This is a genomic window from Duncaniella freteri (genome assembly GCF_004766125.1).
Taxonomy (GTDB): domain Bacteria; phylum Bacteroidota; class Bacteroidia; order Bacteroidales; family Muribaculaceae; genus Duncaniella; species Duncaniella freteri.
This window is the reverse complement of the sequence record NZ_SJSA01000001.1, coordinates 2,013,467-2,036,538: the sequence shown is the minus strand read 5'-3', so window position 1 is coordinate 2,036,538 and position 23,072 is coordinate 2,013,467. Positions and strand designations below refer to the sequence as shown.

The following is a 23,072-nucleotide window of genomic DNA, read 5'->3' as shown; positions in this document are numbered from 1 at the left end:
TTCATGTTGGTTACGCGATTTTCAGGCCTGCAAACCTTGTCGCACTTTTCAAATGATTACATTGGGGTTGGAGCCTTAAAACTCGGTTCCCCAATTTTTCATGAATGCAGGACGATACATTTTCAGCCAGATTGTTGACTTTTTGCCAAAACGCAAATTTGAAAGAATCATGGAGCATCGTACCAAAAATAAGGTTGAGGACAGAACCCTCGGATGGCAGTTGTCTTATTGGGGACAGTTGCTTGTCCTTATATTCGGTCAACTGCTCGGATGTCGAAGTCTCCGTGAACTCTCGGATATCACTACAGCACATCGCAAGAAATCCTTTCATCTCGGATTTGGCAAAGAAGCGGTAGACCGTAATATTCTCTCCAGATGCAATACCAATCGTGATTGGCATGTGTTCGAGGAGTTCGCCAACCATATGATTGTGCTGGCTCAGGAAGCCCGTATAGACCGGGAATTTTGTATCGGCGGCAAGTTCTATGCGTTCGATTCCTCCACGATTGACCTTTGCATGAGTGTTTATGACTGGGCAAAGTTCAGAAGCACCAAGTCCGGCATTAAACTGCATACCCAACTTGATATAGTGACGCAGATTCCAGTTATGATAAACATCACCAATGCCTCGGTTCATGATGTAAATGCGATGGATATCATTGATTATGAACCGTTGGCCGGTTATATCTTCGACCGTGGATACTGGGACTTGGATAGGCTTCATAAGATTGAGGAACTTGGAGCCTTCTTTGTCATAAGAGAGAAGGCTAAGCCGAAGTTCATTGTCGAGGATGGTCTGGACATGCCCGAGAATGGAAACATTCTTCAAGATTATACCGTAAGGTTTACCGGTAGACGCAATGCATCCAATTACCCTTCCCGGATTAGACGTATTGTAGCGTATATCCCTGACCTGAAGAGAAGTTTTGTTTTTTACACAAATAATTTCTTCCTGTCTGCCGAACAGATTGTGTTCCTTTACAAGAACCGATGGCAGGTGGAGCTTTTCTTCAAATGGATCAAACAGCACCTTAGAGTCACCACATTCTGGGGTAATTCCGAGACATCCGTCAGAATACAAATTTATGCGGCTATATGCACTTACTGCGTTGTCGCAATAATCGAACATAAAATGAAACTTGAAAGAAACATCTACGAAGTCATGAGAATCCTCGGCAGCTCCCTGCTTGTCAAGGAGCATATCAAGGACTTGTTGACTCCAGAACCGGTGCCAGCACAAATAGCAAATTGCCATCCAACTCTTGACCTCGAATTTGATTAACACTTTTTAAGAGACACTAGTGACCAATTATACAACTCAGATACAAGAGTCCAAATATAGATATTATGGTCCAGCAGATAATCGTAAGCATAATTATATAAAATCGTTTATAAAATTTCCCAGTGACCGCCTTTCTTTGAGCCTACATATTGTACGAGGTCTGAAAGCGATGATAGTTCCCGGCCAACTGTTTTGACGGTAACTTCGAGTATTGCGGCTATCTCCGCTCTTGTTATCCGGGGATTTTCTTTTATAATCTCAATAATGTGCGATTGCCGTTCAGTAAGTTTTTTAGGGACATTTAAGAGGACATTTTTAGGGACATCCACTGTTTTTTCTCCCCTGAATGCAGGATGCACAGGTATATGGATTATGCAGAACAGGCGTTCGGGAGCCGTTTCTATGGTGGCAGACGGTGATCCGTTTACGGCAAGGGCGCGCTGTATCGTAGGGATGCCGGTAGAACGGCCCTCAGTAAGGTCAAGTTCCTTAAGGAACTCCCCGAGACGCTTGTTGCGGTAGCGTCGGCTTTTCAGGATGCGACCTTCCCTTATCGCCTCGTCAGGGATGGAGCGGTCGGGGCCGGGAAAATTAAGTATAGAGATTCCATCCTCCTCGATGGTGATTTCAACAGGCTCCCGTTCTTGCCAGCTCCTGTGATAAAGACTGTTTACCACGGCTTCCTCCAAAGCTTCCTCCGGGTAATTGAACGCCCTCAAAGCCTCGCTTTGTGTCGGGATTTTTCTTACCTGCTCTTTTATTACCAACGACTTGAAAATCCGCATGGTCTCTTTGACCATCCGAGGGACAGAGCCTGAAATCGGACCTATCTCTGTAAACCTGTCCGGCGTTTCAATGCGGCTCTTCTCAAAAACAACGATCTCGATACGGGAATATGGAAAGAACTTTTCCGGTTTCTCGCAGAACATCATGGCCGCGACATTGCGGAATATCCTGTGTTCTGTCGGTCCAGTCAACAGATCCATCTGTTCAAGAACATCCATCAATGCCTCACCGGAGCCATCTGTTTCAAGCTTTTCATCAAGACGGCTGTCAACAGTGCGTAAATAGTCCCGGACAAGCCATGGGGAGATATCCGACAACTTGATGTCGGGATTACCGCGCTCATCAAACGGAGTGCGATTGGCCATATCGCGTAGCTCTTCCAAAACATCACCTTTGGCTTCAATAGTGGTTGAGCCGTTCCTGATATAATATCTGGCGACCTTTGTCTTTGCCGTGACGTTTTCAGGGACCGCATATGGACGATGTTCACCGCCGGGAACCCATATGACCAGTATGTTCCGCCCGTCAATCTCCTCAACCGAGGGGCGCGGGAGATAAAATGGCTCGATAAGATTATTATATCCCTGCATTTCCCTCTGTATCCTGTCAAGCTGTTCCGGTTCCAGTCCTTTGACCGGCCGTTTGGCCATACCGTTTTCTTCCTCAACACCGACGAGGATATAACCGCCTCCGATATTGTCGAAGTCGTTGGCGAAAGCACCGATGCTGCGGTATATCCTTTCCGGATTCCATCCGCTCTTGAACTCAATACGGCTGGATTCCACCCTGCGTTTTTTGAGGAGCTCCTCTATGTTGATTGGTAATGCCATGTGATTGACAGGTTTATATATACAAAATTACGCATTTTTTTTGAGATGACAATCTTTTTCTACCATTTAGTATACGATATCAGATTATTTGTTCGTGGAGTTATGATTGATGCCCGGATTATTACGACCAAAATCACATGAAATGAACGAAAAACAAGAGAATACTGCACAAAAAATGAACGAAAGTGCGTGTTTTAGCCCGAAAATCGTTTTATTTATTGCCATTCCAGTGATAATCTACGACCGTGGTGCGGAAATCTTCTGTCATGCTTTTGTGGGCCTGGGACAGTTTGACAAGTTCTATGGTGGCTTTGGCAAGAGGGGTGAGCATGATGGCGGCACGCCTGTCTCCGAACTTCCTTCGGATATCCTCCACCACCTGAGTGTAGTTCCTGCCTATGGCGGCGAACTGCGCGTAGAAGTTGGTCAGCCGGATGTAGAAATCCGTATCCACCGGATCTATGTGGATTATCTTTGCCTTTCCCTCAAGAACCTGCTTTTTGATGTACCACGAACGGTAGCGTATGCCCGATTTTAAGAACAGTACCTCGAACCGGGCATTCTCGGCTTCGTTGAACCGTACCGAATATTGGTATATGGCCCTCTGTTTCTTTGGGGGACGACCGCGTTTTCTTTTGACTTTATCCATAAGCATGATGTGTCAGAATGAAGCGGTATAGTTTTTCTCAAGCACCCTTTCGATGTCGGAGCGTCGGTAGAGTATCTTGCCGCCGAGACGTATAAACGGTATAGTACCGTTGTTGCGGTAGTCTTGAAGCGAGCGCCGGCTCACTTTCAGCATTGCCGCAAGCTCGCTGTCGGAATAATAACTCTCGCCGAATAGCGTCGGTCGGAACCGCCCACGCAGTTCATCTACCCGTGACGAGAGGGTTGCGAGGGCGGAGAAATAATCCTTCACCCTCGGATCGCTGCCTGCTGACAGCAGCCTGATGTTGTCGCTTTCCATATATCATTCGTTTTTATCGTTACTGATTCAAATTCCTTTGCCCCGGCGGGCGGCAATCCTGCGCTTTACATCCACCACCGGCAGGATGCGCCGTACATCCTCCGGCTTGTAATAGACCTTGTTGCATATACGGCTGAACGGCATCGTGCCGTTCTCACGCATTGTCTGCAATGTCCGGGGGCTGATGTCGAGCAGCCGACATACGTCGCCGCTGTCGAGCCACTGCATGTCACCCATGTCGGCATGTTCGCGGCAGAGCCGCTCCACTTTTTCGGCAAGCTCACCGAATCCGGCCAGCATCCTGTTGAACGTGGCGGCATCAATTATCACAACTTCCATATTCTTCAAAATTTAATGTTACACCACAAAGAAATATATAAAATGCTGATATGCAATGGATGTGCCGACACATGTCCCCAGGTGTCAGTCCGTGTCACCGCAAAGGGACTGTGGGGAGATCCGGAGATATGAAAGCCGATAAAGTGGATGCAAAGGAAAAGAGAGCGAAGGAGACGGACAAATGGATTTGGAAGCACACATGTTTTCTTTGACGCAAAGGTAGCCGCCGTGTGTCGCCGTGCAAGGCCGTGGCCCCTGCGGGGTCGGCTGCAGAAAAAACATCCTCGCTCCGCTGCGGTATTTTTCCTTGCCGAGCCTTGACACCGTGGCGACACTCCGGCAGCTGTGAGGCTCTCAAAGAAAAAAGTGTGCCTGCCGACGCAGGCCGCAATGTCTCACATAAAAAACAAACGATTATGGCTACAAGAGATCTCAAGGAATTCAACGAATGGTTCAGCCGCATGTATGAAAGACTGAAAGAAAAAGTTTCGATACACGGTCGGCTCGACGAGGACCGCTTCCATGACGCGTATCTGGCGGTGAGGAAGCAGGTGATGTCTTCAAAGGACGGTATCATGGATCTCGAATCCTATTTCATCGGCTGCTACCGGCGCATGGCGCAAGTAACGGAACGGGAGGATGCGAGGACCACATATCCGGGTGACGAGTATTTCATCACTCTTGCAGAAACCGACACGGCGGAGGAAAGCACTGAACGGGAGGAACTGATGACCGGATGCGACCGTCTTGTCAGGGACATACAGCGTTTCCTGCGGAGGCATTTTTCATACGAAGACTACCGGATGTTCATGCTGCGTTTCTATGAGAGCGGAAGCTCGTTCCGCACGATAGCGAGGCATACGGGAGAAAAGGTGTCGGTGCTGACACGGAAGGCGCAAGCCATGCTGGAATCATTGCGCAACCATCCGGCACTCGGTACAAGAGGTCGCAGGCTTGCGGCCAGATATGCCGCATGACCCTTACCGGCAGTGCTCAATTCAGAAATTTACTTACAGCAATAGTTCGGTAAAATTTGCATATTCAATTGAATATCAATAAGATGCAATAATAATTCAATATCAATGCAAACTATTGTGTATCAGTGCGATACAGCTATGCCTGCTCAAAAATTACCGAACTGTTGTACAGGAATATTCACCGATAAAAAACTGATGTATTATGAAACTTACCGTATATGACAAGGGCAACTCGCATCCGGCGATGACCTACAAGGGAAAGCGCGTTGTGACCGTCAACCGTGACGGCACGATCTATCTGAGCAAGGTGCTCACCCTCGAACTCGGACTCAAACCGGGCGACAGGGTATGCGTGGCCAACGACGAGGAAAAGCCGAAGGACTGGTATCTGTTCCGCACCGACGACGAACAGGGATTCACGATATGGAATGACGCACGGTGCGGACGGTTCTCAAACAGCTACATCGCCGGGATGATACTCGATGCCGCAAAGGTGGAGAGATGCGCAGGCTTCATGGTTGACAAGGACCCTGTGGAGAACGGGGGCATGAAGTGCTACCGGATAATCCTCACCAACCCCATCCCGAAGGGACTACGTGCCATTCGCGACAAGGTGGTATGACGGGCAAAAATAGATGATATATAACAGCAGGGGGCAGTCGGCTGGAAAGAATACCTTTCAGACAGCCGGTTGCCCTTTGTTTCATTCTTACAGGCATAGGAATCATAATGGCTTCAGGTTAAGCCGGCTGCTGTATATGGCGTTCAGTTCGTCACGATACCTATCAAGATGGTCCGAGAGGATATTGTCGATATAGCATGAGATGCTTACTGCCGGGGCTATCACTGAAAGCAGGGTGCGCACACGGTCGTAGTTTCCCTCGCTGACATATGTCTGGCGGCGACCCCGCACAACCTTGTCGTCAAATAGGTGTTCGGGATATCCCTGCACATTAGACTTTTTATGGGGCGTCCTGTCACGGCCGGCTTCAGACGGGGATTTCTTCGGCTGTGCGGATTCATCGGGAGCTGGTGATTTGTTTTCACTTCTGTCTTCCCCGGCAAGACGGGATGTAGGCTCTCCGGTCCCCGTCATTAAAGAGGGAGGGATGTCTGCCGCCATCATTCTGAGTATCTCTTTCTCGTTGATTTCAACTTTTTTTCGTTCTTCCATAATACTTATTTTTAGTGGTTGAAAAATCTGTTTCGTGAGGGCTGTCATTTCCGGAAATCCCATATGCGGAAATACAGCCGTTTTCATATTTTGGTATGCTCCAATGACGTGTCTGCTTTTGCATGTCCGGTTATCCATATGTGCGCAGTCCGGCATTGCGTCCTGCTCATATTCGGAACTCTACATCCGTACACATCCTCGTGGTTGTATGTGTGGATGTTCACGCCTTACGGAACGAGATAACGTGTGCAGTCTGACAATTTCCGGTGCGTAAATGTACGATTATGCATACGTGCGCATTCGAACATGTGCCAAAATAACTATAAAAATTCCGGATTCACACTATCTGTAAGGTCTGCTGACGATTTATGGCACCGTATGTCACCTTGTTACTTCGAACCGGGACTTTCTGCGTATCCTTGTATGAAGAACCACGGTCGGCAAAAGCATGAAAAAAGTAATTGATTTCGGCTTGATATGGGTTATCCGTCGGACTCTAATTTTTCGACAGGAAAATTCGTGTTCAAGCGAACACAGCAAGTTGTGTTTTGGGACGCCCGAAATTAATTCTGGCACCCGAAAACAGCAAGTCCACGCCTGCCGGCGCGGACTTGCGATTTTCCCTCCAAAGTCGGTAAATAATATGATAGCGGAGCAAAAAAAACTTTCTGATATTATCACTAGTGTCTCTTAAAAAGTGTTAATCAAATTCGAGGTCAAGAGTTGGATGGCAATTTGCTATTTGTGCTGGCACCGGTTCTGGAGTCAACAAGTCCTTGATATGCTCCTTGACAAGCAGGGAGCTGCCGAGGATTCTCATGACTTCGTAGATGTTTCTTTCAAGTTTCATTTTATGTTCGATTATTGCGACAACGCAGTAAGTGCATATAGCCGCATAAATTTGTATTCTGACGGATGTCTCGGAATTACCCCAGAATGTGGTGACTCTAAGGTGCTGTTTGATCCATTTGAAGAAAAGCTCCACCTGCCATCGGTTCTTGTAAAGGAACACAATCTGTTCGGCAGACAGGAAGAAATTATTTGTGTAAAAAACAAAACTTCTCTTCAGGTCAGGGATATACGCTACAATACGTCTAATCCGGGAAGGGTAATTGGATGCATTGCGTCTACCGGTAAACCTTACGGTATAATCTTGAAGAATGTTTCCATTCTCGGGCATGTCCAGACCATCCTCGACAATGAACTTCGGCTTAGCCTTCTCTCTTATGACAAAGAAGGCTCCAAGTTCCTCAATCTTATGAAGCCTATCCAAGTCCCAGTATCCACGGTCGAAGATATAACCGGCCAACGGTTCATAATCAATGATATCCATCGCATTTACATCATGAACCGAGGCATTGGTGATGTTTATCATAACTGGAATCTGCGTCACTATATCAAGTTGGGTATGCAGTTTAATGCCGGACTTGGTGCTTCTGAACTTTGCCCAGTCATAAACACTCATGCAAAGGTCAATCGTGGAGGAATCGAACGCATAGAACTTGCCGCCGATACAAAATTCCCGGTCTATACGGGCTTCCTGAGCCAGCACAATCATATGGTTGGCGAACTCCTCGAACACATGCCAATCACGATTGGTATTGCATCTGGAGAGAATATTACGGTCTACCGCTTCTTTGCCAAATCCGAGATGAAAGGATTTCTTGCGATGTGCTGTAGTGATATCCGAGAGTTCACGGAGACTTCGACATCCGAGCAGTTGACCGAATATAAGGACAAGCAACTGTCCCCAATAAGACAACTGCCATCCGAGGGTTCTGTCCTCAACCTTATTTTTGGTACGATGCTCCATGATTCTTTCAAATTTGCGTTTTGGCAAAAAGTCAACAATCTGGCTGAAAATGTATCGTCCTGCATTCATGAAAAATTGGGGAACCGAGTTTTAAGGCTCCAACCCCAATGTAATCATTTGAAAAGTGCGACAAGGTTTGCAGGCCTGAAAATCGCGTAACCAACATGAATACAGAGTTTAACAATTTCGCATTAACAGATTTTAAAAGACGCCAGTGATAATTGGTACTCTTGCAACAGTAAAGGATGAAGGCAAAAATGCGTATATCCTATTAACGACATTGTTTTTTGCAACCATATGTATATTTCCTCTAAAGGAATTATATTCACCTTTAATTGCATCAAGAATATGGCAAATTACATTTAGTATTGAGTTCTTATGTTCTTTAATTGCAATTCTGCTTAATAAAGATAGCAAGTATCATGCAATTATTGTTGCGCTAATCAGCGGTGTTCTTATAATATGTCCATTTTATAATGTTTTAGTTTTCTCTGAAACAGAAACGCCACTCTCTGTTGGTGCAGAAAGCATCTTCATACGAGTTGATTATCTAGTTTCAATTATTACTATAATTGTATCGTGTATTTTTGTTATATGCACATTTGTAATAATGAAGCGAACAAAACGTTCTGCATCTGACTATAAATTAGCACAATTATTACAAGAAACCATCTCATTACATTCAAGGAGTGATAGTTTTCGTTATCCTATGGAAAAATTATGGTCTTATGAAGCAAATGCTAAATTTAAGCAATTAGAATTATTAATACAACATTATATTAACGAAATACAAACACTTTCTAAAAAGCCACCGTTACCAAACAACATATACTCACTTAGCATGGATGAATTACGTCCAATGATTTATAATATGAGTGCAGATATATCACGCTTAAATGATTTGGTATCTAAACAAAACTCTTCGATTGAGTTCCCTTCAGATTTTTCAATAATAACAGAATTGAACCATTCTTTAGCAACTCCTCTTTCACAGATTGAGGCGAATTGTGAGCTATTAAAATCCAAAGTAAAAGGCTTATCGTTACATCAACTGAACAAAATTATACAATATGTCAATTTCTGTAGATGTACAATATTAGCATATAAAGAGTTGTTGTCTTCAACATTGACTGGCGAAGCTGGTAGTTACATTACTAATTTAAATGAAAGTTTTGATATGTATTGCGCTAAATATGAGAAGCGCAATCTGAAGCTCAATATCAAAAATGATAAAGATATAAAAATTTCAGGCAATGTGTTATTTTCAATAATATCACCATTATTAGAAAATGCTGTGTGTGCTTCTCCTGATAATACAGAAGTAAGATTAGACATAAAGTCAGTTGAGGCCGAAACTAAAATAACAATTGAAAACGAAAGCATTCAAACGCCAAAAGTGTCTGATTTGCAAACATCTGGATTCTCATCCAAAGAAAATCATTATGGAACAGGGCTTGAAACCGTTAGGCATTTCTTGAACCTGCTGAAAGGTCGAAATTTACAGGTTGATGTTATAAATAATATTGTTAAATTTGTATTATATATACCATGCAAATGAAATTGGATATACCTGAAATTGTAGTGATTGATGATGCTCCAAATGCGGCACAAGATTTTGCAGATTTGATTGAGGCACAAACTGGGCTAAAAACAAAAGCGTTTTCAAATCCATCGGATTTGCTAGATTACATTTCACATGCGAATGTAAAAATTGCGATTTTAGATCAGGTTATGCCAGATATTAAAGGAACTGACTTATTTGAAAAAATAAATCAAATAGATCCTAATATACAAGCAATCATGCTTACCGGTGAGGCCTCACGAGAAGACCTAAGCTATGCGATAAATTTAGGATTTTCTAAATTTTTAAACAAAAACGAAATTTCCAAGTTATCTGGAATTGTGTTAGAACTATACACAAGTTATGAAGTAAAAATAAGCAAAGACCTGAAATTAAATAAACCCACTGCATTATTTCCTCGGTGGAAAAAGCTATTTTCACCATGCTATTTAATTAGTTGTATACCTCATGGTGGACATATAATTGCGGATGAAGGAGAAATCGTGCTTGATATATATGCTGGAGAAGAAAAAGAATGGAATTCTACAATAAATATTGAAAACAATGTTCAAATAGAATCTAAGAAACTGTTTAAATTTGATTCAATAAAATTTTTATGGCAGCCAAATCAATCATTTCTTCAGCGACCTCGGTTGATTCTTCATAATTGCGTGAAAGGCGACGGAACCAGTCAAGCCATGAGAAAGTTCTCTCGACCACCCATCTGAGAGGTTTCGGTATGAATCCCTTAGTCCCGTTTGGAGTATTGGAAACCTCAAGGCTGATTGCAAAATCTTTTTCAATATCTTTAGCAATCTCCCCTCGGTAACCCCGGTCAACAAGAACCTTTTCAAGCCGTTCCCACTCTCTGTCTGCTGCATTACACAATGGGTGAGCCTGATGGGAATCATGAACCGATGCACTGCATACTGTCCGGGCAAGAATAAAGCCATTGCGGTCAACCACTATGTTACGTTTGATGCCCTTGACTTTCTTGTTTGCGTCAAATCCATTGTCACTCTTACGGTTGCCCCATTTAACGCTTTGTGCGTCCAATGCTCCTACAGAGGGACTTTCTGATTGATTTCGTTTCTTCCTCACCTTTCGTACAAGTTTGTTGAGCAAATGTTCGATTCTACCTTCTTTGGACCACTTTCGGAAGTAATAGTACACCAGTTGCCACTTGGGATAATCGTGCGGAAGCATCCTCCACTGACATCCTGTGACCAGTAGGTATAATACCGCTTCGAATAGGCTCCGTAGTGAATTTTTACGTTTGCGACAATCATTTTCGAAGAATACTTTGTTTATATAAGACCATTGACCCTCGGTCAAAAGTGTCTGATAGAGATTGATTCTATGCATGTGAACAATGTTTTTCTCCTTCAACACTTTGGCTGAGGGTTTGTTATGCCCTATAACATTTTTTCAATTCTAATTTTAAACAGTTTCTAAGATTGAGCACAAACTTGTATCGGAACTTTCATTGTCCCCAAATGAAATTAGACATTTGGCAACTAAAGTCAATCATAGTATAGTATGCCAATTTTCAAAATTATATTCGTTTCTTTCTCAAAAAACAGAAACACATAAACAAACGTATAGTTTACATACTTCAGAGAATCCAAATATCAAACATGTATCACGAAGGGTTATAGAACAGTTCCCTGTTTTACAATTGTATAAAATTGTGATTCAAAAAGTTTGTTTTTGGTGTAAACAATCAAAATACATCTCTATTATTGTATCTAAGCAAACACCAAAATTATACACCAAACAAACTGACTATTATAGTGATGGTTCATCAAAAGAGATAGACTTGGGAATACATAATTCAATTAAACGAATTACGCCTAAGAATTAAGCAGAGAGGTATTTACATCTGTTTGCGTCAGCCATGACTTGTTTCTTAGAGGTGAGGGAGTTTGCCGTCTGGAAAAAGAAACGCCGGACAGGACTTTGGCACAAAGCCGCCCTCCGCCCGGCATTTTGGTGATTCAATGCCACTGTTTGAGATCCATATCCGTCTCCATATTTCTGCTGACGGCAGTATGGATTTTTACTTTATGTGACTGTTCCTGTCGGATCGGTCGTTTCCGCTGTGCCGATGCCGCAGTCCGCAGCACCGACGGGGGCAAGGTTTGCGGGGCAAATACTCTCGGCACAGCCGAGGAAGATTTGACACGCAACGGCACAGCCGCCCGACCTTGTCACCGCCGGGGCTCCGGACTATCTTGAATCACAGCGGAACACGGCCGGAACTGTTACGTTATTCTTTTCTCTCATAAGCCGTTCCGCTTTTCCTCCGCTTGATGAGCCGGTCCATCTCTCTGGCAATCTTTTCCTCCGTGATTTTCGCATAACCCTGTGTGGTGGATATATTGGAGTGTCCCATCATCCCGGCTATGCTCTCGATAGGTATGCTCTCCGATATCAGCATGGTACCGAAACTGTGCCTCGCCTGATGGTAGGACAGGTTGTCATCCTTGCCTATCGCCACACCGAGTTCGTGTATCTCGAACCACATGGCGTCGCGTGACGGCAGGGGAAACACCGGCTTTTCATCGTCCGAGGTGTTGTAGAGCGACAGTATCCGCTCCGCTATGGGATGCAGTGGGATGAACGCCTCCACCTTTGTCTTTCGGCGGTTGATGCGTATGTACCGGCGTTCGTCGGAGGTCGTGCCGATATGGTGCGGGTAAAGCAGCTGTACGTCAGCATAGGCAAGTCCGGTGAAGCAGGAGAATATGAAAGCCCTGCGTCCGAGTTCCTGGCGCGTGTCGCGCATGGGTGTCGCAAGGATGCGCCTCAGTTCGTCACGGGTTATGTAACGGTGACGGGCATCGGGACGTCTCTCGTAGTCCATATCCTCTATGGGGTTGACACGTATCGTGCCGTTGTCGACGGCTATGTAGAGCAGGCGGCTCAGCCAGCGCATACACCGGTTGACGTACTGGGGCGAGAAGTTCTTGCGCCGTACCAGATACGCCTTGTATGCGTGGCCGAATTCCCCGGTCACGTCCGCAACCGGGATGTCGGATTTACCCGTGGATGTGATATATTCCGCAAGATATCTCTGGTTGTAACCCGACTCGCGGTATGTGGAATTGGAGCCGGTCTCCTCGGAGCGCGCCTTCAAACGGAGTCGCTCCGCCTCTCCGATACCGAGAAGTCCGGATGGGACAGTAACGCTTCCCGCAACGTTGTTTTTAAGTAGCTCGGCACTTACAACACCCTGCCGTTTAAGAATATCAGCGTAGGCTTCCTCGATGTCGCCTCGCATAGCGGCAAGCCGGGCGTTGTCTCTGACGCATTTTGTCTCGCCGGTTTTGGGGTTCCAGTCTATGGGTCTGCATGATATGCAGGTGGTCATGACTGTGCTTTTACCATCCACGGTTATACGGCAAAGCACGGATGTGGTTCCGTCGGAACGTGTCTTGCCACGGTTGATGTAGAATAGTATTGAGAATTTTTACTGTCCGCTAAACCATAAAAGGGTGAGTCCAACTTCTTGAACAGCAGAAGTTGGGCTTACTTTTTGTATTTGACAAGCCCCCTCAGCAGTTTTCGGGATCTTCAGGAGGGGATTCCGAGGCCTCTGCGAGCATGATTTTCAAGTCAGCGTCGGGCTGATTTAGGAACTTTTCGAGATTCAGATAATACATCAGTACAATTCTGACGATTGTAGCCAGTCCAGAAAAGCTCCAACGCCTTTGCAAGGTGCTTTGTAAGACCGAGAGCAACAGATTAGCTATGAGCGTTACCCAAATCTGTATTTTTATGGCATTGGCACTTTCGCCATAGAAGTATCGCAAAGGGAAGTTCTGCTTTATCTGCTTGAAAAGCGACTCAATCTGCCATCGGCGACGGTAGATGGCCACGATTGTCTCCAGAGGCATGTCGAAGTCATTGGTGAGAAGCGATATAAGTTTTGGCTTCTTGCCTTTCTTAATGTCAACGTATGTGATTATTCTTGCAATGTGGTTGATGCCGTCTTTACGGAACACTACGACCTGTTCACGGTACTCCATCAGTCCCTGCGGATTCTGGTGCATACAGTCCACAAGTATTTCATAACTGAGGTTTTTCTTCATTTTGGTTACATATACCACCCCTCGATCCGTCAGTTCCTCGAATTTGGCATAGTTGATATATGCACGGTCAAGTGCTACTATCTCGTTGTGGCTGTAATGGCTCGGTGCAAGCATGAAGGAGTCATTGGTCGCTGCCGAAGTGAACTGTACGTCGCAGTGAACGCCCTCGTTGGCATGTATGACCGAGTGTACCTTGATGCCGCCTTTCTTCTTTCCCGTCTTCGGATGACGGCCAACACCCTTGAAAATAGCATTGGAGAACAACGTGATTGTAGTGGAATCGATGATTCTAAGCCGTCTTATCCACTCTTCCGTGCCATTGCGTCGGCTGTCCGAGGAAAGAATGTCTTTATTGGCTGCATACAAGTCGCGGTATACATCTTCAAAGAACTTCTCTGAACGTCTGGCATTTGCATCCGACAAGGTGCTCCGCCTGGGCACAGTGTCAATGCCTACATGATGGAGTTTGCGTACCTCGGCTGTCATAGAAGTCTCTATCTCACGCAATGAATCGAAGCGCTGTATGACAGCATATAGCATCGTAAGCAAATGCGTATAGCCGTCAAAGCTCTTGACATACTTCTCTCCGCCGTGTTTTCGGCTGATTTCAACTATTTTTTCACGATCAAGTGATTTTATCAGCTGACCATATGTCGGCTGTCCGAAGAAATTACTACTTTTACTCATGGTTATTTAAGATAGTTTGGCGACATCAAAATAACCATTTAGGGCTGACTCCTGCAATAGGTGCCAGCCCTAATTTTCAACCGCTACTAAAAAAGTTTAGCGGACAGTAATAATTGAGAATGTGCTGCGCATGTTCTGTATGTTTAATGATGATTATCTGATTAGGGATTTTTACAGAGTCAGTTCAAGGTCGGATGTCGCCGCGATGAACCGGCCCATGTCCTCGAAAAGTTTACGCGGGGTCACACGGGCGTATGCCTGTGTCGTCTTTATGCTGGAGTGGCCAAGCATCCGGCTTATGGTCTCTATCGGCACACCCGCATCAAGCGTGATCAGGCTCGCGAAACTGTGCCTTGCCTGATGGAAGCACAGGTCATCCTTTATTCCGGCGAGTGCCGCCAGTGCCTTCATGTGGCGTTTCAGGTTGGGATGGTATATCATCGGGAACAATGTCTCCCTCTCATCGTCCCGGTACCGTTCTATCAGTTCCACGGCTTCGGGCAGGAGTTTCACAGTGGCACGCAATTCGTTTTTCCGGCGGTTGTATCTGAGCCACAACGCCCCCGTCTCATCCGTGTACAGATTCTCACGGGTTATGGTGACGGTGTCTATGTACGCTGTACCCGTATAACAGGCGAATAGAAAAAGATCCCGCGCCAGGCGGTGTGTCCTGCGGTGCGGAGGTATCTCCACATCCCGGATTTTCTCGAATGATTCCCGGCTTAGCGCCCTCGGTGTTTTAAGCGTCTGTTTCGGAAGCGAGAAGTTATGGAAATGGCATATTGCGGAGTGCCCCTCCCTGAAAGCTCGCCGGCATACTTTCTTGAGGATGGCGAGATAATGCCTGGCCGTCTCTATCGACAACCCCTTGTCATCGGTGACGAAGGTCTGGAACTCATAGATGAAACGCTCGGTAAGTTGGTCAAAAGCAAGATCAGTCACCTTGAAGCGTCTTTGAACGAACTCCGCCAAAGCCCGGCGGGTGTAATGGTAGGTGGCATAGGAAGTCTTTGCGCGGTCTATTCCTATTCGGCTCTTCAACTCCTCACATACCGCATCGGTCATTCTCATCAGAGTTACGCGGGTTTCCATGCTGCCCTGGAACTGTTCCTTGACATCGTTGGCGTCGAAGTCACCGCCACGGTTGACAAGGAAGTCAAAGGCGGCATTTACACCAAGCAGCAGGCGGTCTATTGCTGCGTTTGTCTCCACCGCCTCACGGCTTTTGCCGTCAAGCCGGCTCTCACGCGGGTTCCACAACCCGGGCGTGCATGACAGCTTGCAGCTGAACTGCGCCATCGTGCGGTTGACGGTTATGCGCCCCATTATGGGTGCTTTCCCGTTCCTGTCGAGTCCGCTCTTTTTAAGGTAGAGCAGCACCTTGAATTTTTCGATTTTCATACGCTTATGTTTTAATGACAAAATTAGCCTGTTTATAAGCGTTTTCCGATATGCAAAATGGTGTATTACAGAGAATAAGCACCCACGGCATCGTTATTTTATCTTCCGGGAGTTACCATATCCTGCATCGGTAACTGCCCGGCTAACGTTCTGGTAACCGAACCCCTGCAATATTCCGCTCCCGTCTGCTTTATTTCAGCACTGCTGAAAACGAAAATCACCTATCAAACAACCTATTACGTTTTATCTTCATCACCTTTCTTCCGCCAATTCCAATACTCACTTTTCACATCGCCCGTCATACGTTCGCGACCATGTCGCTCAACAACCATGTACCGCTTGAGACAATCTCAAAGATGCTCGGTCACAGCGATATAAAGACGACGCAGATATACGCCAGACTTTTGGACAATACAATATCGGAGGATATGGAGGTCATGCGCGCCAAGTTCAACGGGGCGCGACTAGGCTGAGAACGACATATACGGTAAAAGACGGCAACAGGATTTCTGCCCTGCTGCCGTCTTTTGCATTGCCGGATGTTGGTGTCTATTCATCGAATTTCGGCCGGTATGTCCCCGACAGGAATTTTTCGATGTCGTCCTCGTCATAAAGTATCTTGCCGTCAAGACGGTAGAACGGAATCTTCCCTTTGTCGCGGTAGTCCTGAAGCGTCCTTCGGGATATGCCCAGCCTCTCTGAAAGCTGTGCGTCAGTGATGAACCGCCTGCCCATAAGCGACGGCCGGCATTCCTTCACCAGCCGCTCCGCCATTTCAAGGGAATGCCTGCACTGAGAGAAGAACAGTCTTACAGACTCGTCTGCCCCTGTGTATATTCTGTCACTCAATGTCGGCACCTCCTTTCGCGATAATGGCTGACACATCCTGCGCACTGTATTTGCATTTCTTACCGCATCTTACGAAGCCGATTCTGCCGCCTGACTGAAGGTTGCGGACTTTCCGCTCCGAGATGTTCAGCAAACGGCAGGTTTCTTCAAGCGAAAGCCAGTCGTCGGGATTTTTGTCGCGGACTCTCTCAAAGAGCGTGTGAAGCATATTATGAAGGTAGGCCATACGCTCGAACATCGCGTCAAGGACCTCCTTGTCGATTGCTACAATTTCCATAATGATTTGTGGGATTTAGCGGTGGGTGGATATGGATATTAAAAAGGCAGCGGGTATCCCTCCCGCTGCCTCACCACTAAATCCACAATCAAAATAAATTATGACTGCGATTCAGTGGCAAAGTTAGCGATTTCTATCCGATTTTCAGCTATGTAGTGCCGATTATTTTGGATAGGAATGCCGGAGACAGCGTATTATTCCCCACAATCGGGGTCAAGTTCGCCGATCAGGTCAAGAAGCGCGCCGGAGAAGCCTTCGATGACACTGCGTCCGGTCCGGTCGCCTCCGTAGAGGTCGTTTGCCTCGAACTGCCATGTCAGTATCAACTCGGCAATCTCGTGTCCGAAAAACTCATCGAATATTGCCTGACCTTCGGGGGTGAGGTATATCTCGTCGCCGTCAAGCATGGCGAGTCCCTTGTTCACAAGGCTGCCCATCGCGCTGCCGTAGTCGTTTGTCTCCTTGGTGTATGGCACACCGGTGTGCATGAATTCATCGACACAGCCTGCCACTGTCGTGAGTTTGCCGATGACATCGGCAAACGCTCTTGACTCCACAGGACGGTCGAAGGGATACACCCCTGCATCGGCAATCTCGACCTGCGTCTGGAAAGTGCCTGCCTCGGTCACGTCATAGGCATCACCGGTTATCTCCCAGCGGCGGCTGAAACGGTTGTCGCCGACGGTGAACTCCAGTGTGGCATACTTGCGGACTGGTTTCTGCTCCATGACAGCTCTCATACGGTTGAGGATAAGACGATAGAGTTGCAGCTCGCTCGCGGTCAGCACCTCGTCGGCGGCGCGCAGGGTTATTATGGCATGGCTGTCGATTGTTGCCCCGTTGTCTCCCCACCGGTAGCCTCCGGCATCGGGGAACACCGTCATGATGTGACCACGCAGTTTTTCGGGAAGGTGCGGGCAGTCGGTCAGAGGCGACGATATAAGCCCTCTGTCATAAAGTTTCTGCGCCACTTTCAGCGTCTTGCCGGGCATGAAGCCGAGATTGTTGAATGCGTCCATCTGGAGTGTCAGGAGGGTGTGGAAACGCAGGTTGAACCTGTCGGTCTCCTCTATGGTCAGTGTGGCGGGTACTGTTTCGCCAACGGGTACGGATTCGAGCGCGGCTCCGGCATCAGCCTCATCGTCCCATCTCTCAGCGGACTCGAACACCGTGCCGCTGTTTGCGTTGACGAGGATTGAATATGCGGGATGCGCCGGCATTTGCACATAGTCTATATGGTCGGACAGTTCTCCGAGAAATAAGAGCGCGACAGCTTCCTGACGGGTGAGGTTGCAGGCGGGAAGCCCCATGTGCAGTAATGTCTGGTTGATATTGTAGCCGAACAGCATATCCATACCTTTTGACACGAGTCCTGTCTGGGCGAGGCGGTGGAGGTGACGGCCCGACTCACGGAAATGGAATGCCCCGCGGATTGCGCCGTAGCTGAGCCGGGTCATCCACATACGGCTTCGGGGACAGCCCACGCGGAAGTGGCGGCAGATGTTGAAGAAGCGCGCCTGTGCGTCGGCTCCGCCGTCGGAGGCGAACACTACTTCGGATGCCTCGCGGAACAGGGGCTTCAGCTCGCGTTCCAGTCCCTTGTCGGTGACGGACATCCTGAACTTCTCCGGGATGAACGGACTCTTTCCTTCCGCCATCTCGCCGAGGGGCGTGTGGCGGATGAAACGGGGCGGCACTGCGGCAACTGTCAATGTGCCGGAGGTGTGGATGCCCTCGCTTGTCTCGTTGTTTGCGCCAAGTGCAATGGCGACAGTCTTGGTGGCGAGAATGCTCTCGCAGATAATAAGGATCATAATCTAATGTGGGTTTAGGGTGAATTTATTGAAGGCACGGGGATTGGGTCGCCCTTATCCCCGTGCCGTGGGGATAACTTGTCTGGGTGATACGGTTGCCGGAGGGGATATTTACGGACGTGACGTGGATTCAGTGGTCGGGATTACAGTCATAACCCGGCAATCATATCGGTTGAATCACAGTGTGTTGATTGTGGACGGATGGTGAGAGGCTTTCAGGGTCTGGGACCTTTGGGCTTCTGCTGCCTTTGCTGGTTTTCGTCCTTTGGCGCGGTCTGTCCGCGCTGGAGAGGCTCTTTCACGTTCTTGGTAGCCTCGTTTGTGGCACCGTCATTGTTGACAGCCATCTGTGTCTTGCTTTCCTCGGCGATGCCCACCACCTTGTCGCGGTCAGGATATACGCGGGTGGTGATCGGCGCACGCTTTTCAGGGTCATACTGGAAATAGACGGTGCAGTTGTTGCCGAACAGGTCTTTGGCTTCGCCCACGAGGACTTTCTTACCGGCGAGATAGTCGTTCTGCTACTGTTCGCTCAGCTCTATCTTGCACCAGTGGGCAAGGCGTTTGACAGTTCCGTCGGCATTGTGCCAGCGTTCTTCCGGCTTCTGTTGGGTCTGCTGTTGCTGCTGCGACTTTCCGCCCTGCTCCTGCAACTGGCGGTAGAGGTCGGAGTTGACGAAAACGACATCACGCTTGGATACGTTGTATTGCAGGTCGGCGACAAATTTCGCGCCGTTGGGCAGTTCGACGCTCTGCGCCCGTATGGTGCCGCCGTTCTTCAGTATGCCGACTGCCTGCATATCGAGTTCTATGTTCGCCACTTTGCGCCGGATATAGATGTTGTCTATCGGCATTGACTCGATTTCATTGGTGAGCCTGTCTATGCTCACGAGGCATCTCTTGATTTCTCCGGTCTTGGGGTCGGCAAGTTCCACCGCCCTGCCGAGGTTGCCGGTCTTGCGCAGTTCGGCCTTGTCCTCGCCTGTGAATGTATAGCCCTTGTATTCCTTGTCGAGCTGCGGCTCGTTGCGGACGAAATGTGGCACAAGTGAGTATGAGCCATCGGGGTTGGTGCGGAAAGAGAGTTTTGCCTGAATCGAGAACTTCTCGTCGCCGAATTGTGGCGTCACAGTGAAAAGCTGCGGCGATTTGTGGTTATATACCATCTGGTCGAGTGCGCCTGATTTTTCAAGGTCTTCGCGCGTGATGCCCCATTGCTTCTGTATCTTGTCCCAGTCTATGCTGTCCGCGTTTATGGGGGCATTCCTGACAGGTGGCGCGGGTGTCTGTTCAGGCTGTTGGGGCTGTTGTGCCTGCGCTGATTGTTCAGGCTCCGGGGTCTGTGCCTGTTGTGGCGGCTGGGGTGTCTCGACTGCCTGTTGTTCCTGCTGAGCCGGAGGCTCCGGAGTTGTCTGTCGCTCAGGATTCACTGTATGGGCGGGGACGTCCGTTTCCACCGCGTAGGGTCTGAGCATCTCTGCGTTTTTCTCCGCTTCCTGAATTATGTCCGCCATTGCGGGCGCGACCATTTCATACCTGTCGGCCGGCAGTCTGAAAAAGCTGAACATCGTAGGGTTCTTGGCCTGCCGGAGAAAATTCGACATGAACGCTTCGAGGGGGTTCTGCCCTTTGTTGAACTTGATGAGTTCACTGAGTGGCGTTGACTTTACGTCCGCCATCTTCGGGGTGCCGTCGGGATTCTGCCCTACGACCGCCCCGACTTTCCCGCTTGTGTTGTCGCGGGCCATCAGCACTTCCTGCTGATCGGGAGTCTGGTCCATAATGAATTATGATTTAGTGGTGGTTGTTTTGGCGTTTCCGCCGGAGTTGGTTCTGCACTTCACAGTCCTGTAGTCTGGATGGGACGAACTGATGAAGCACTTTTCGAGAAACTCGTCGAGGTCGCATTGAAGGACGAACTTTATGTTTCCCTCTATGCTCTCATAGACCTTGATTTTTCCTGCGTCGCGGTATCGCCTTATTGTCTTCTCGCTGATGTCAAGCCCGGTTATGATGTCGTCGAGAAGGATTACAGGCTCTCCGTGGAAGGTCAGTCGCGGTCTGTCTCTCGCGGGATAAAGGCAGGGGCTTCTGGCACGCTGCTCTACGAGTGAGACATAGGCTTGCGCGGCGGTCTTGAAATCCGCATCCTTGTCGGTAGGCTGCGCCATACGCTTATTCGGGTGTGGCGGACGGTGCCGTGGTTTTCGCCTGTCCGTATGAAAAGAACGGTGCGAGAAGTCTGGCGGCCGCCATGAGGAACATTGATCCGAACAGCCACGCGTTGGCATCCGCGGGCAGTTCATCTATAGGATTGTTGCCGGGTCTGCGGTTGCGGGTCTTGCGGCTGCGGTCTGATTTGCCGCTCTTTGATTTGGGCTTCCTGTTGAAGCCGGATGCGTTTTGGGGAATTGTAATCTCCATGCGGTTATATGTTTTTACGTTAGACTTATCGAGGATTGTACTTCGTTTTGCAATTATAACCGAAGGGATTATGAAAATGGTTGTTTAACGATGGTTAATATCGCCAATATGCTGTATTGATGGATTTTATATCGGCAAAATATTTTGAAAGTTAAATCTTTATGATTGGTGAACCGTAAATAGTGATTTTCTTATGGTAAAGGATTTGGCTGTGCTTTTCGGTTGATTAAGACATAAAAATATAGCGTATAGAAACCTACGCTTACCATTGAAGGCTCTGCAAAGCCCGGACGAAAAGCTTGAGTGACTATACGCTATGCGATAAGCATAGCATAGCCTCACGCCAAGTTCGTCCTTTTGTTAAATTTGCAGATTTACAATGGAACTTCTGCGGAAGTTATGTTATCCTATATTGTTGATGCGGTTGGCTCTCCAATCGCGAATCTTTGCTATTTTGCGGTGCAAAGTTACGAAATTTTCCTGAGGTTGTCAAGCCTCGATTTCTCCGTCAGGATTGATATGGTGCTTTTTACGAAGTTGTATGAGGGTTTTCTCTGACACTCCGAGAAGTTTTGCAGCACCTCGCCATGTACCTGCCCGATTGAAGGCTTTGATGATATTCTCCTTTTCCGTTCTCGGATTTCGATGCGTCAAATCTTCGGCATTGTCGGGAGTGGCATCATCAAATCTGATGTCCTCAGCGGTAATGGTATCATCTTTCGTATGAAAGGCGGCGAAAAGAACGGTGTCTTTCAGCTCTCGGACGTTGCCGGGCCACGGATGTAGTTTTAACGCCTTTATTGCAGAAGCGTCAAGATGCTGTTTCGGTCGCTGTTTCTTCTGTGCGTATCTCTGAAGAAGATAGTCTGCAATATCAGCTATATCCTCAGTGGATTCACGAAGAGACGGTACTGAAATACTCGTCTGCCGAAGCATATAGAAAAGATTGTCACGGAAGCTACCGTCTGCTACCATCTTCAACAGATTTCCGTTTGCAGTGCTGATAATTCTCACATCGGGGTGTTCCTGTTCAAGAATGTGCAACAGCACTGATTGGGTCTCGAATGTCAGCAACTGGATATTCTTGATTATCAGTGTGCCGCCTTTCACTTCCTGAAAGTAACCCTCGATGCGGTTATAGATTTCGCTGCGGTCTGACTCCGGGTCATGCTTGCCGACAAGCGGCGCGCCTCCGGCTTCGAGAACCTTCAACGGCTTCTGTGTCCGCGAGCTTTGGAGATAGATCTGTCGCGCAATCTGCTCCTTGCCCATACCGCTTTCGCCGAAAATGATACAGTTGGCGTTTGTTGTCGCCACACGTCCGATTGCCTTCCCTATTTCACGGAAACTGTTGCTCCTCCGTGGAATCAGGGCATTGTCAAGCTGGATTATGATGTTCTCCGGTTTTGCGTATTTGCCTACCGTTTCAACGAGCTGCTTGTCAATACCGGCCCGTTGCACCACATCTACCGCTCCGCCGCCTTTCATCACTTCAAGAAGGTCGGGGCCGTTCAGGTTATTCACTATGGCGATGACCGGGAAAGTGAATCCCTCAGCCTTCTGCCAGTTGATTAACTCTTTCGCAGAACCGTCACGGAGTGAAACGTCCGCGACAATCACTGCGCCGGGTGGCAATTTCGCCACCTCGTCCTTTGCTGCCTCCATCGTCTCAACGGCAATCGGCTCATAGCCGGACTTGACAAGCAAGCCCGACATAAGCCGACGGTCTGATTCGGAGGCATCTACAATTAACACCTTGTTCATTGATTTGTAATTTAGTTATTTATTCACTGTAAA

At 47.7% G+C, this 23,072-nt stretch carries 22 protein-coding genes and 2 pseudogenes; 6 read left to right on the top strand and 18 right to left on the bottom strand.

The genetic code is table 11. The features are described 5' to 3' along the window. Positions 1-100: 100 nt before the first annotated feature. Positions 101-1,282: an IS4 family transposase gene (locus EZ315_RS08730; RefSeq protein WP_135470498.1), complete on the top strand. Its 1,182-nt coding sequence runs from the start codon at positions 101-103 to the stop codon at positions 1,280-1,282. A gap of 107 nt (positions 1,283-1,389) precedes the next feature. On the opposite strand, the gene EZ315_RS08725 is transcribed toward EZ315_RS08730, so the two are convergent. The 4 genes from EZ315_RS08725 to EZ315_RS08710 all read right to left on the bottom strand — a co-directional run bounded on the left by EZ315_RS08725 (position 1,390) and on the right by EZ315_RS08710 (position 4,204). Then, positions 1,390-2,898 (bottom strand): RNA-binding domain-containing protein, encoded by a 1,509-nt coding sequence (locus EZ315_RS08725; RefSeq protein WP_135471715.1) that lies wholly within the window; start codon positions 2,896-2,898, stop codon positions 1,390-1,392. 211 nt (positions 2,899-3,109) lie between these two features. After that, positions 3,110-3,547: a plasmid mobilization protein gene (locus EZ315_RS08720; protein ID WP_135471714.1), complete on the bottom strand. Its 438-nt coding sequence runs from the start codon at positions 3,545-3,547 to the stop codon at positions 3,110-3,112. 12 nt (positions 3,548-3,559) lie between these two features. Beyond that, positions 3,560-3,865: a helix-turn-helix domain-containing protein gene (locus tag EZ315_RS08715; protein ID WP_135471713.1), complete on the bottom strand. Its 306-nt coding sequence runs from the start codon at positions 3,863-3,865 to the stop codon at positions 3,560-3,562. Between the two features lie 27 nt (positions 3,866-3,892). Further along, positions 3,893-4,204 (bottom strand): helix-turn-helix domain-containing protein, encoded by a 312-nt coding sequence (locus EZ315_RS08710; protein ID WP_135471712.1) that lies wholly within the window; start codon positions 4,202-4,204, stop codon positions 3,893-3,895. A gap of 416 nt (positions 4,205-4,620) precedes the next feature. Here EZ315_RS08710 and EZ315_RS08700 point away from each other — a divergent pair, with 416 nt between their 5' ends. Both EZ315_RS08700 and EZ315_RS08695 read left to right on the top strand, forming a co-directional pair. Continuing rightward, positions 4,621-5,181 (top strand): sigma-70 family RNA polymerase sigma factor, encoded by a 561-nt coding sequence (locus EZ315_RS08700; protein WP_135471710.1) that lies wholly within the window; start codon positions 4,621-4,623, stop codon positions 5,179-5,181. A 202-nt stretch (positions 5,182-5,383) separates the two neighbouring features. Next, the gene (locus EZ315_RS08695) at positions 5,384-5,803 is read left to right on the top strand and encodes a hypothetical protein (RefSeq protein ID WP_135471709.1); all 420 of its coding nucleotides are present in this window, start codon (positions 5,384-5,386) and stop codon (positions 5,801-5,803) included. Positions 5,804-5,905: 102 nt separating this feature from the next. Here the strand turns inward: EZ315_RS08695 and EZ315_RS08690 are convergent, their stop codons facing one another. Next, positions 5,906-6,355 (bottom strand): DUF3408 domain-containing protein, encoded by a 450-nt coding sequence (locus tag EZ315_RS08690; protein ID WP_135471708.1) that lies wholly within the window; start codon positions 6,353-6,355, stop codon positions 5,906-5,908. Between the two features lie 700 nt (positions 6,356-7,055). Next, complete coding sequence (locus EZ315_RS08685) at positions 7,056-8,168, bottom strand: IS4 family transposase (RefSeq protein ID WP_242452481.1); 1,113 nt, start codon at positions 8,166-8,168, stop codon at positions 7,056-7,058. Positions 8,169-8,382: 214 nt separating this feature from the next. Between EZ315_RS08685 and EZ315_RS08680 the strand changes: the two genes are divergently transcribed. Beyond that, positions 8,383-9,726: an ATP-binding protein gene (locus EZ315_RS08680; RefSeq protein ID WP_135471707.1), complete on the top strand. Its 1,344-nt coding sequence runs from the start codon at positions 8,383-8,385 to the stop codon at positions 9,724-9,726. After that, positions 9,717-10,034, top strand: a pseudogene (locus EZ315_RS16650) (response regulator); the annotation flags it as partial. The gene EZ315_RS08680 and the pseudogene EZ315_RS16650, both read left to right, overlap by 10 nt. A 286-nt stretch (positions 10,035-10,320) precedes the next feature. On the opposite strand, the gene EZ315_RS08670 reads toward EZ315_RS16650, so the two are convergent. From EZ315_RS08670 to EZ315_RS08655, 4 genes are all read right to left on the bottom strand, one after another. Then, positions 10,321-11,094, bottom strand: a complete 774-nt coding sequence (locus tag EZ315_RS08670; protein WP_135471221.1) for an IS5 family transposase — start codon at positions 11,092-11,094, stop codon at positions 10,321-10,323. Positions 11,095-11,998: 904 nt separating this feature from the next. Beyond that, positions 11,999-13,192: a site-specific integrase gene (locus tag EZ315_RS08665; RefSeq protein WP_135471705.1), complete on the bottom strand. Its 1,194-nt coding sequence runs from the start codon at positions 13,190-13,192 to the stop codon at positions 11,999-12,001. A gap of 94 nt (positions 13,193-13,286) precedes the next feature. After that, positions 13,287-14,510: an IS4 family transposase gene (locus tag EZ315_RS08660; RefSeq protein ID WP_124076696.1), complete on the bottom strand. Its 1,224-nt coding sequence runs from the start codon at positions 14,508-14,510 to the stop codon at positions 13,287-13,289. Positions 14,511-14,681: 171 nt separating this feature from the next. Next, positions 14,682-15,911 (bottom strand): site-specific integrase, encoded by a 1,230-nt coding sequence (locus EZ315_RS08655; RefSeq protein WP_135471704.1) that lies wholly within the window; start codon positions 15,909-15,911, stop codon positions 14,682-14,684. Between the two features lie 278 nt (positions 15,912-16,189). Between EZ315_RS08655 and EZ315_RS08650 the strand changes: the two are divergent. Further along, positions 16,190-16,384, top strand: a pseudogene (locus tag EZ315_RS08650) (tyrosine-type recombinase/integrase); the annotation flags it as partial. A gap of 76 nt (positions 16,385-16,460) precedes the next feature. On the opposite strand, the gene EZ315_RS08645 reads toward EZ315_RS08650, so the two are convergent. From EZ315_RS08645 to EZ315_RS08610, 8 genes are all read right to left on the bottom strand, one after another. After that, positions 16,461-16,760, bottom strand: coding sequence for a helix-turn-helix domain-containing protein (locus EZ315_RS08645; RefSeq protein WP_242452548.1), 300 nt, complete (start codon positions 16,758-16,760; stop codon positions 16,461-16,463). Continuing rightward, positions 16,753-17,037: a helix-turn-helix domain-containing protein gene (locus tag EZ315_RS08640; RefSeq protein WP_135471702.1), complete on the bottom strand. Its 285-nt coding sequence runs from the start codon at positions 17,035-17,037 to the stop codon at positions 16,753-16,755. The genes EZ315_RS08645 and EZ315_RS08640 overlap by 8 nt, the downstream gene beginning before the upstream one ends. 194 nt (positions 17,038-17,231) lie before the next feature. Further along, positions 17,232-18,851, bottom strand: coding sequence for a DNA topoisomerase (locus EZ315_RS08635; protein ID WP_135471701.1), 1,620 nt, complete (start codon positions 18,849-18,851; stop codon positions 17,232-17,234). Between the two features lie 215 nt (positions 18,852-19,066). Continuing rightward, on the bottom strand, positions 19,067-19,339 hold the full coding sequence (locus EZ315_RS08630) for a hypothetical protein (RefSeq protein WP_135471700.1): 273 nt from the start codon (positions 19,337-19,339) through the stop codon (positions 19,067-19,069). 33 nt (positions 19,340-19,372) lie between these two features. Beyond that, a complete protein-coding gene (locus EZ315_RS08625) occupies positions 19,373-20,632 on the bottom strand; it encodes a DUF4099 domain-containing protein (RefSeq protein ID WP_135471699.1) in 1,260 nt (419 codons plus the stop codon). A gap of 6 nt (positions 20,633-20,638) precedes the next feature. Next, on the bottom strand, positions 20,639-21,022 hold the full coding sequence (locus EZ315_RS08620) for a MerR family transcriptional regulator (RefSeq protein ID WP_135471698.1): 384 nt from the start codon (positions 21,020-21,022) through the stop codon (positions 20,639-20,641). 4 nt (positions 21,023-21,026) lie between these two features. Next, a complete protein-coding gene (locus EZ315_RS08615) occupies positions 21,027-21,275 on the bottom strand; it encodes a hypothetical protein (protein ID WP_135471697.1) in 249 nt (82 codons plus the stop codon). Between the two features lie 489 nt (positions 21,276-21,764). Beyond that, positions 21,765-23,039 (bottom strand): sigma-54-dependent transcriptional regulator, encoded by a 1,275-nt coding sequence (locus tag EZ315_RS08610; RefSeq protein ID WP_135471696.1) that lies wholly within the window; start codon positions 23,037-23,039, stop codon positions 21,765-21,767. Positions 23,040-23,072 lie beyond the last annotated feature (33 nt).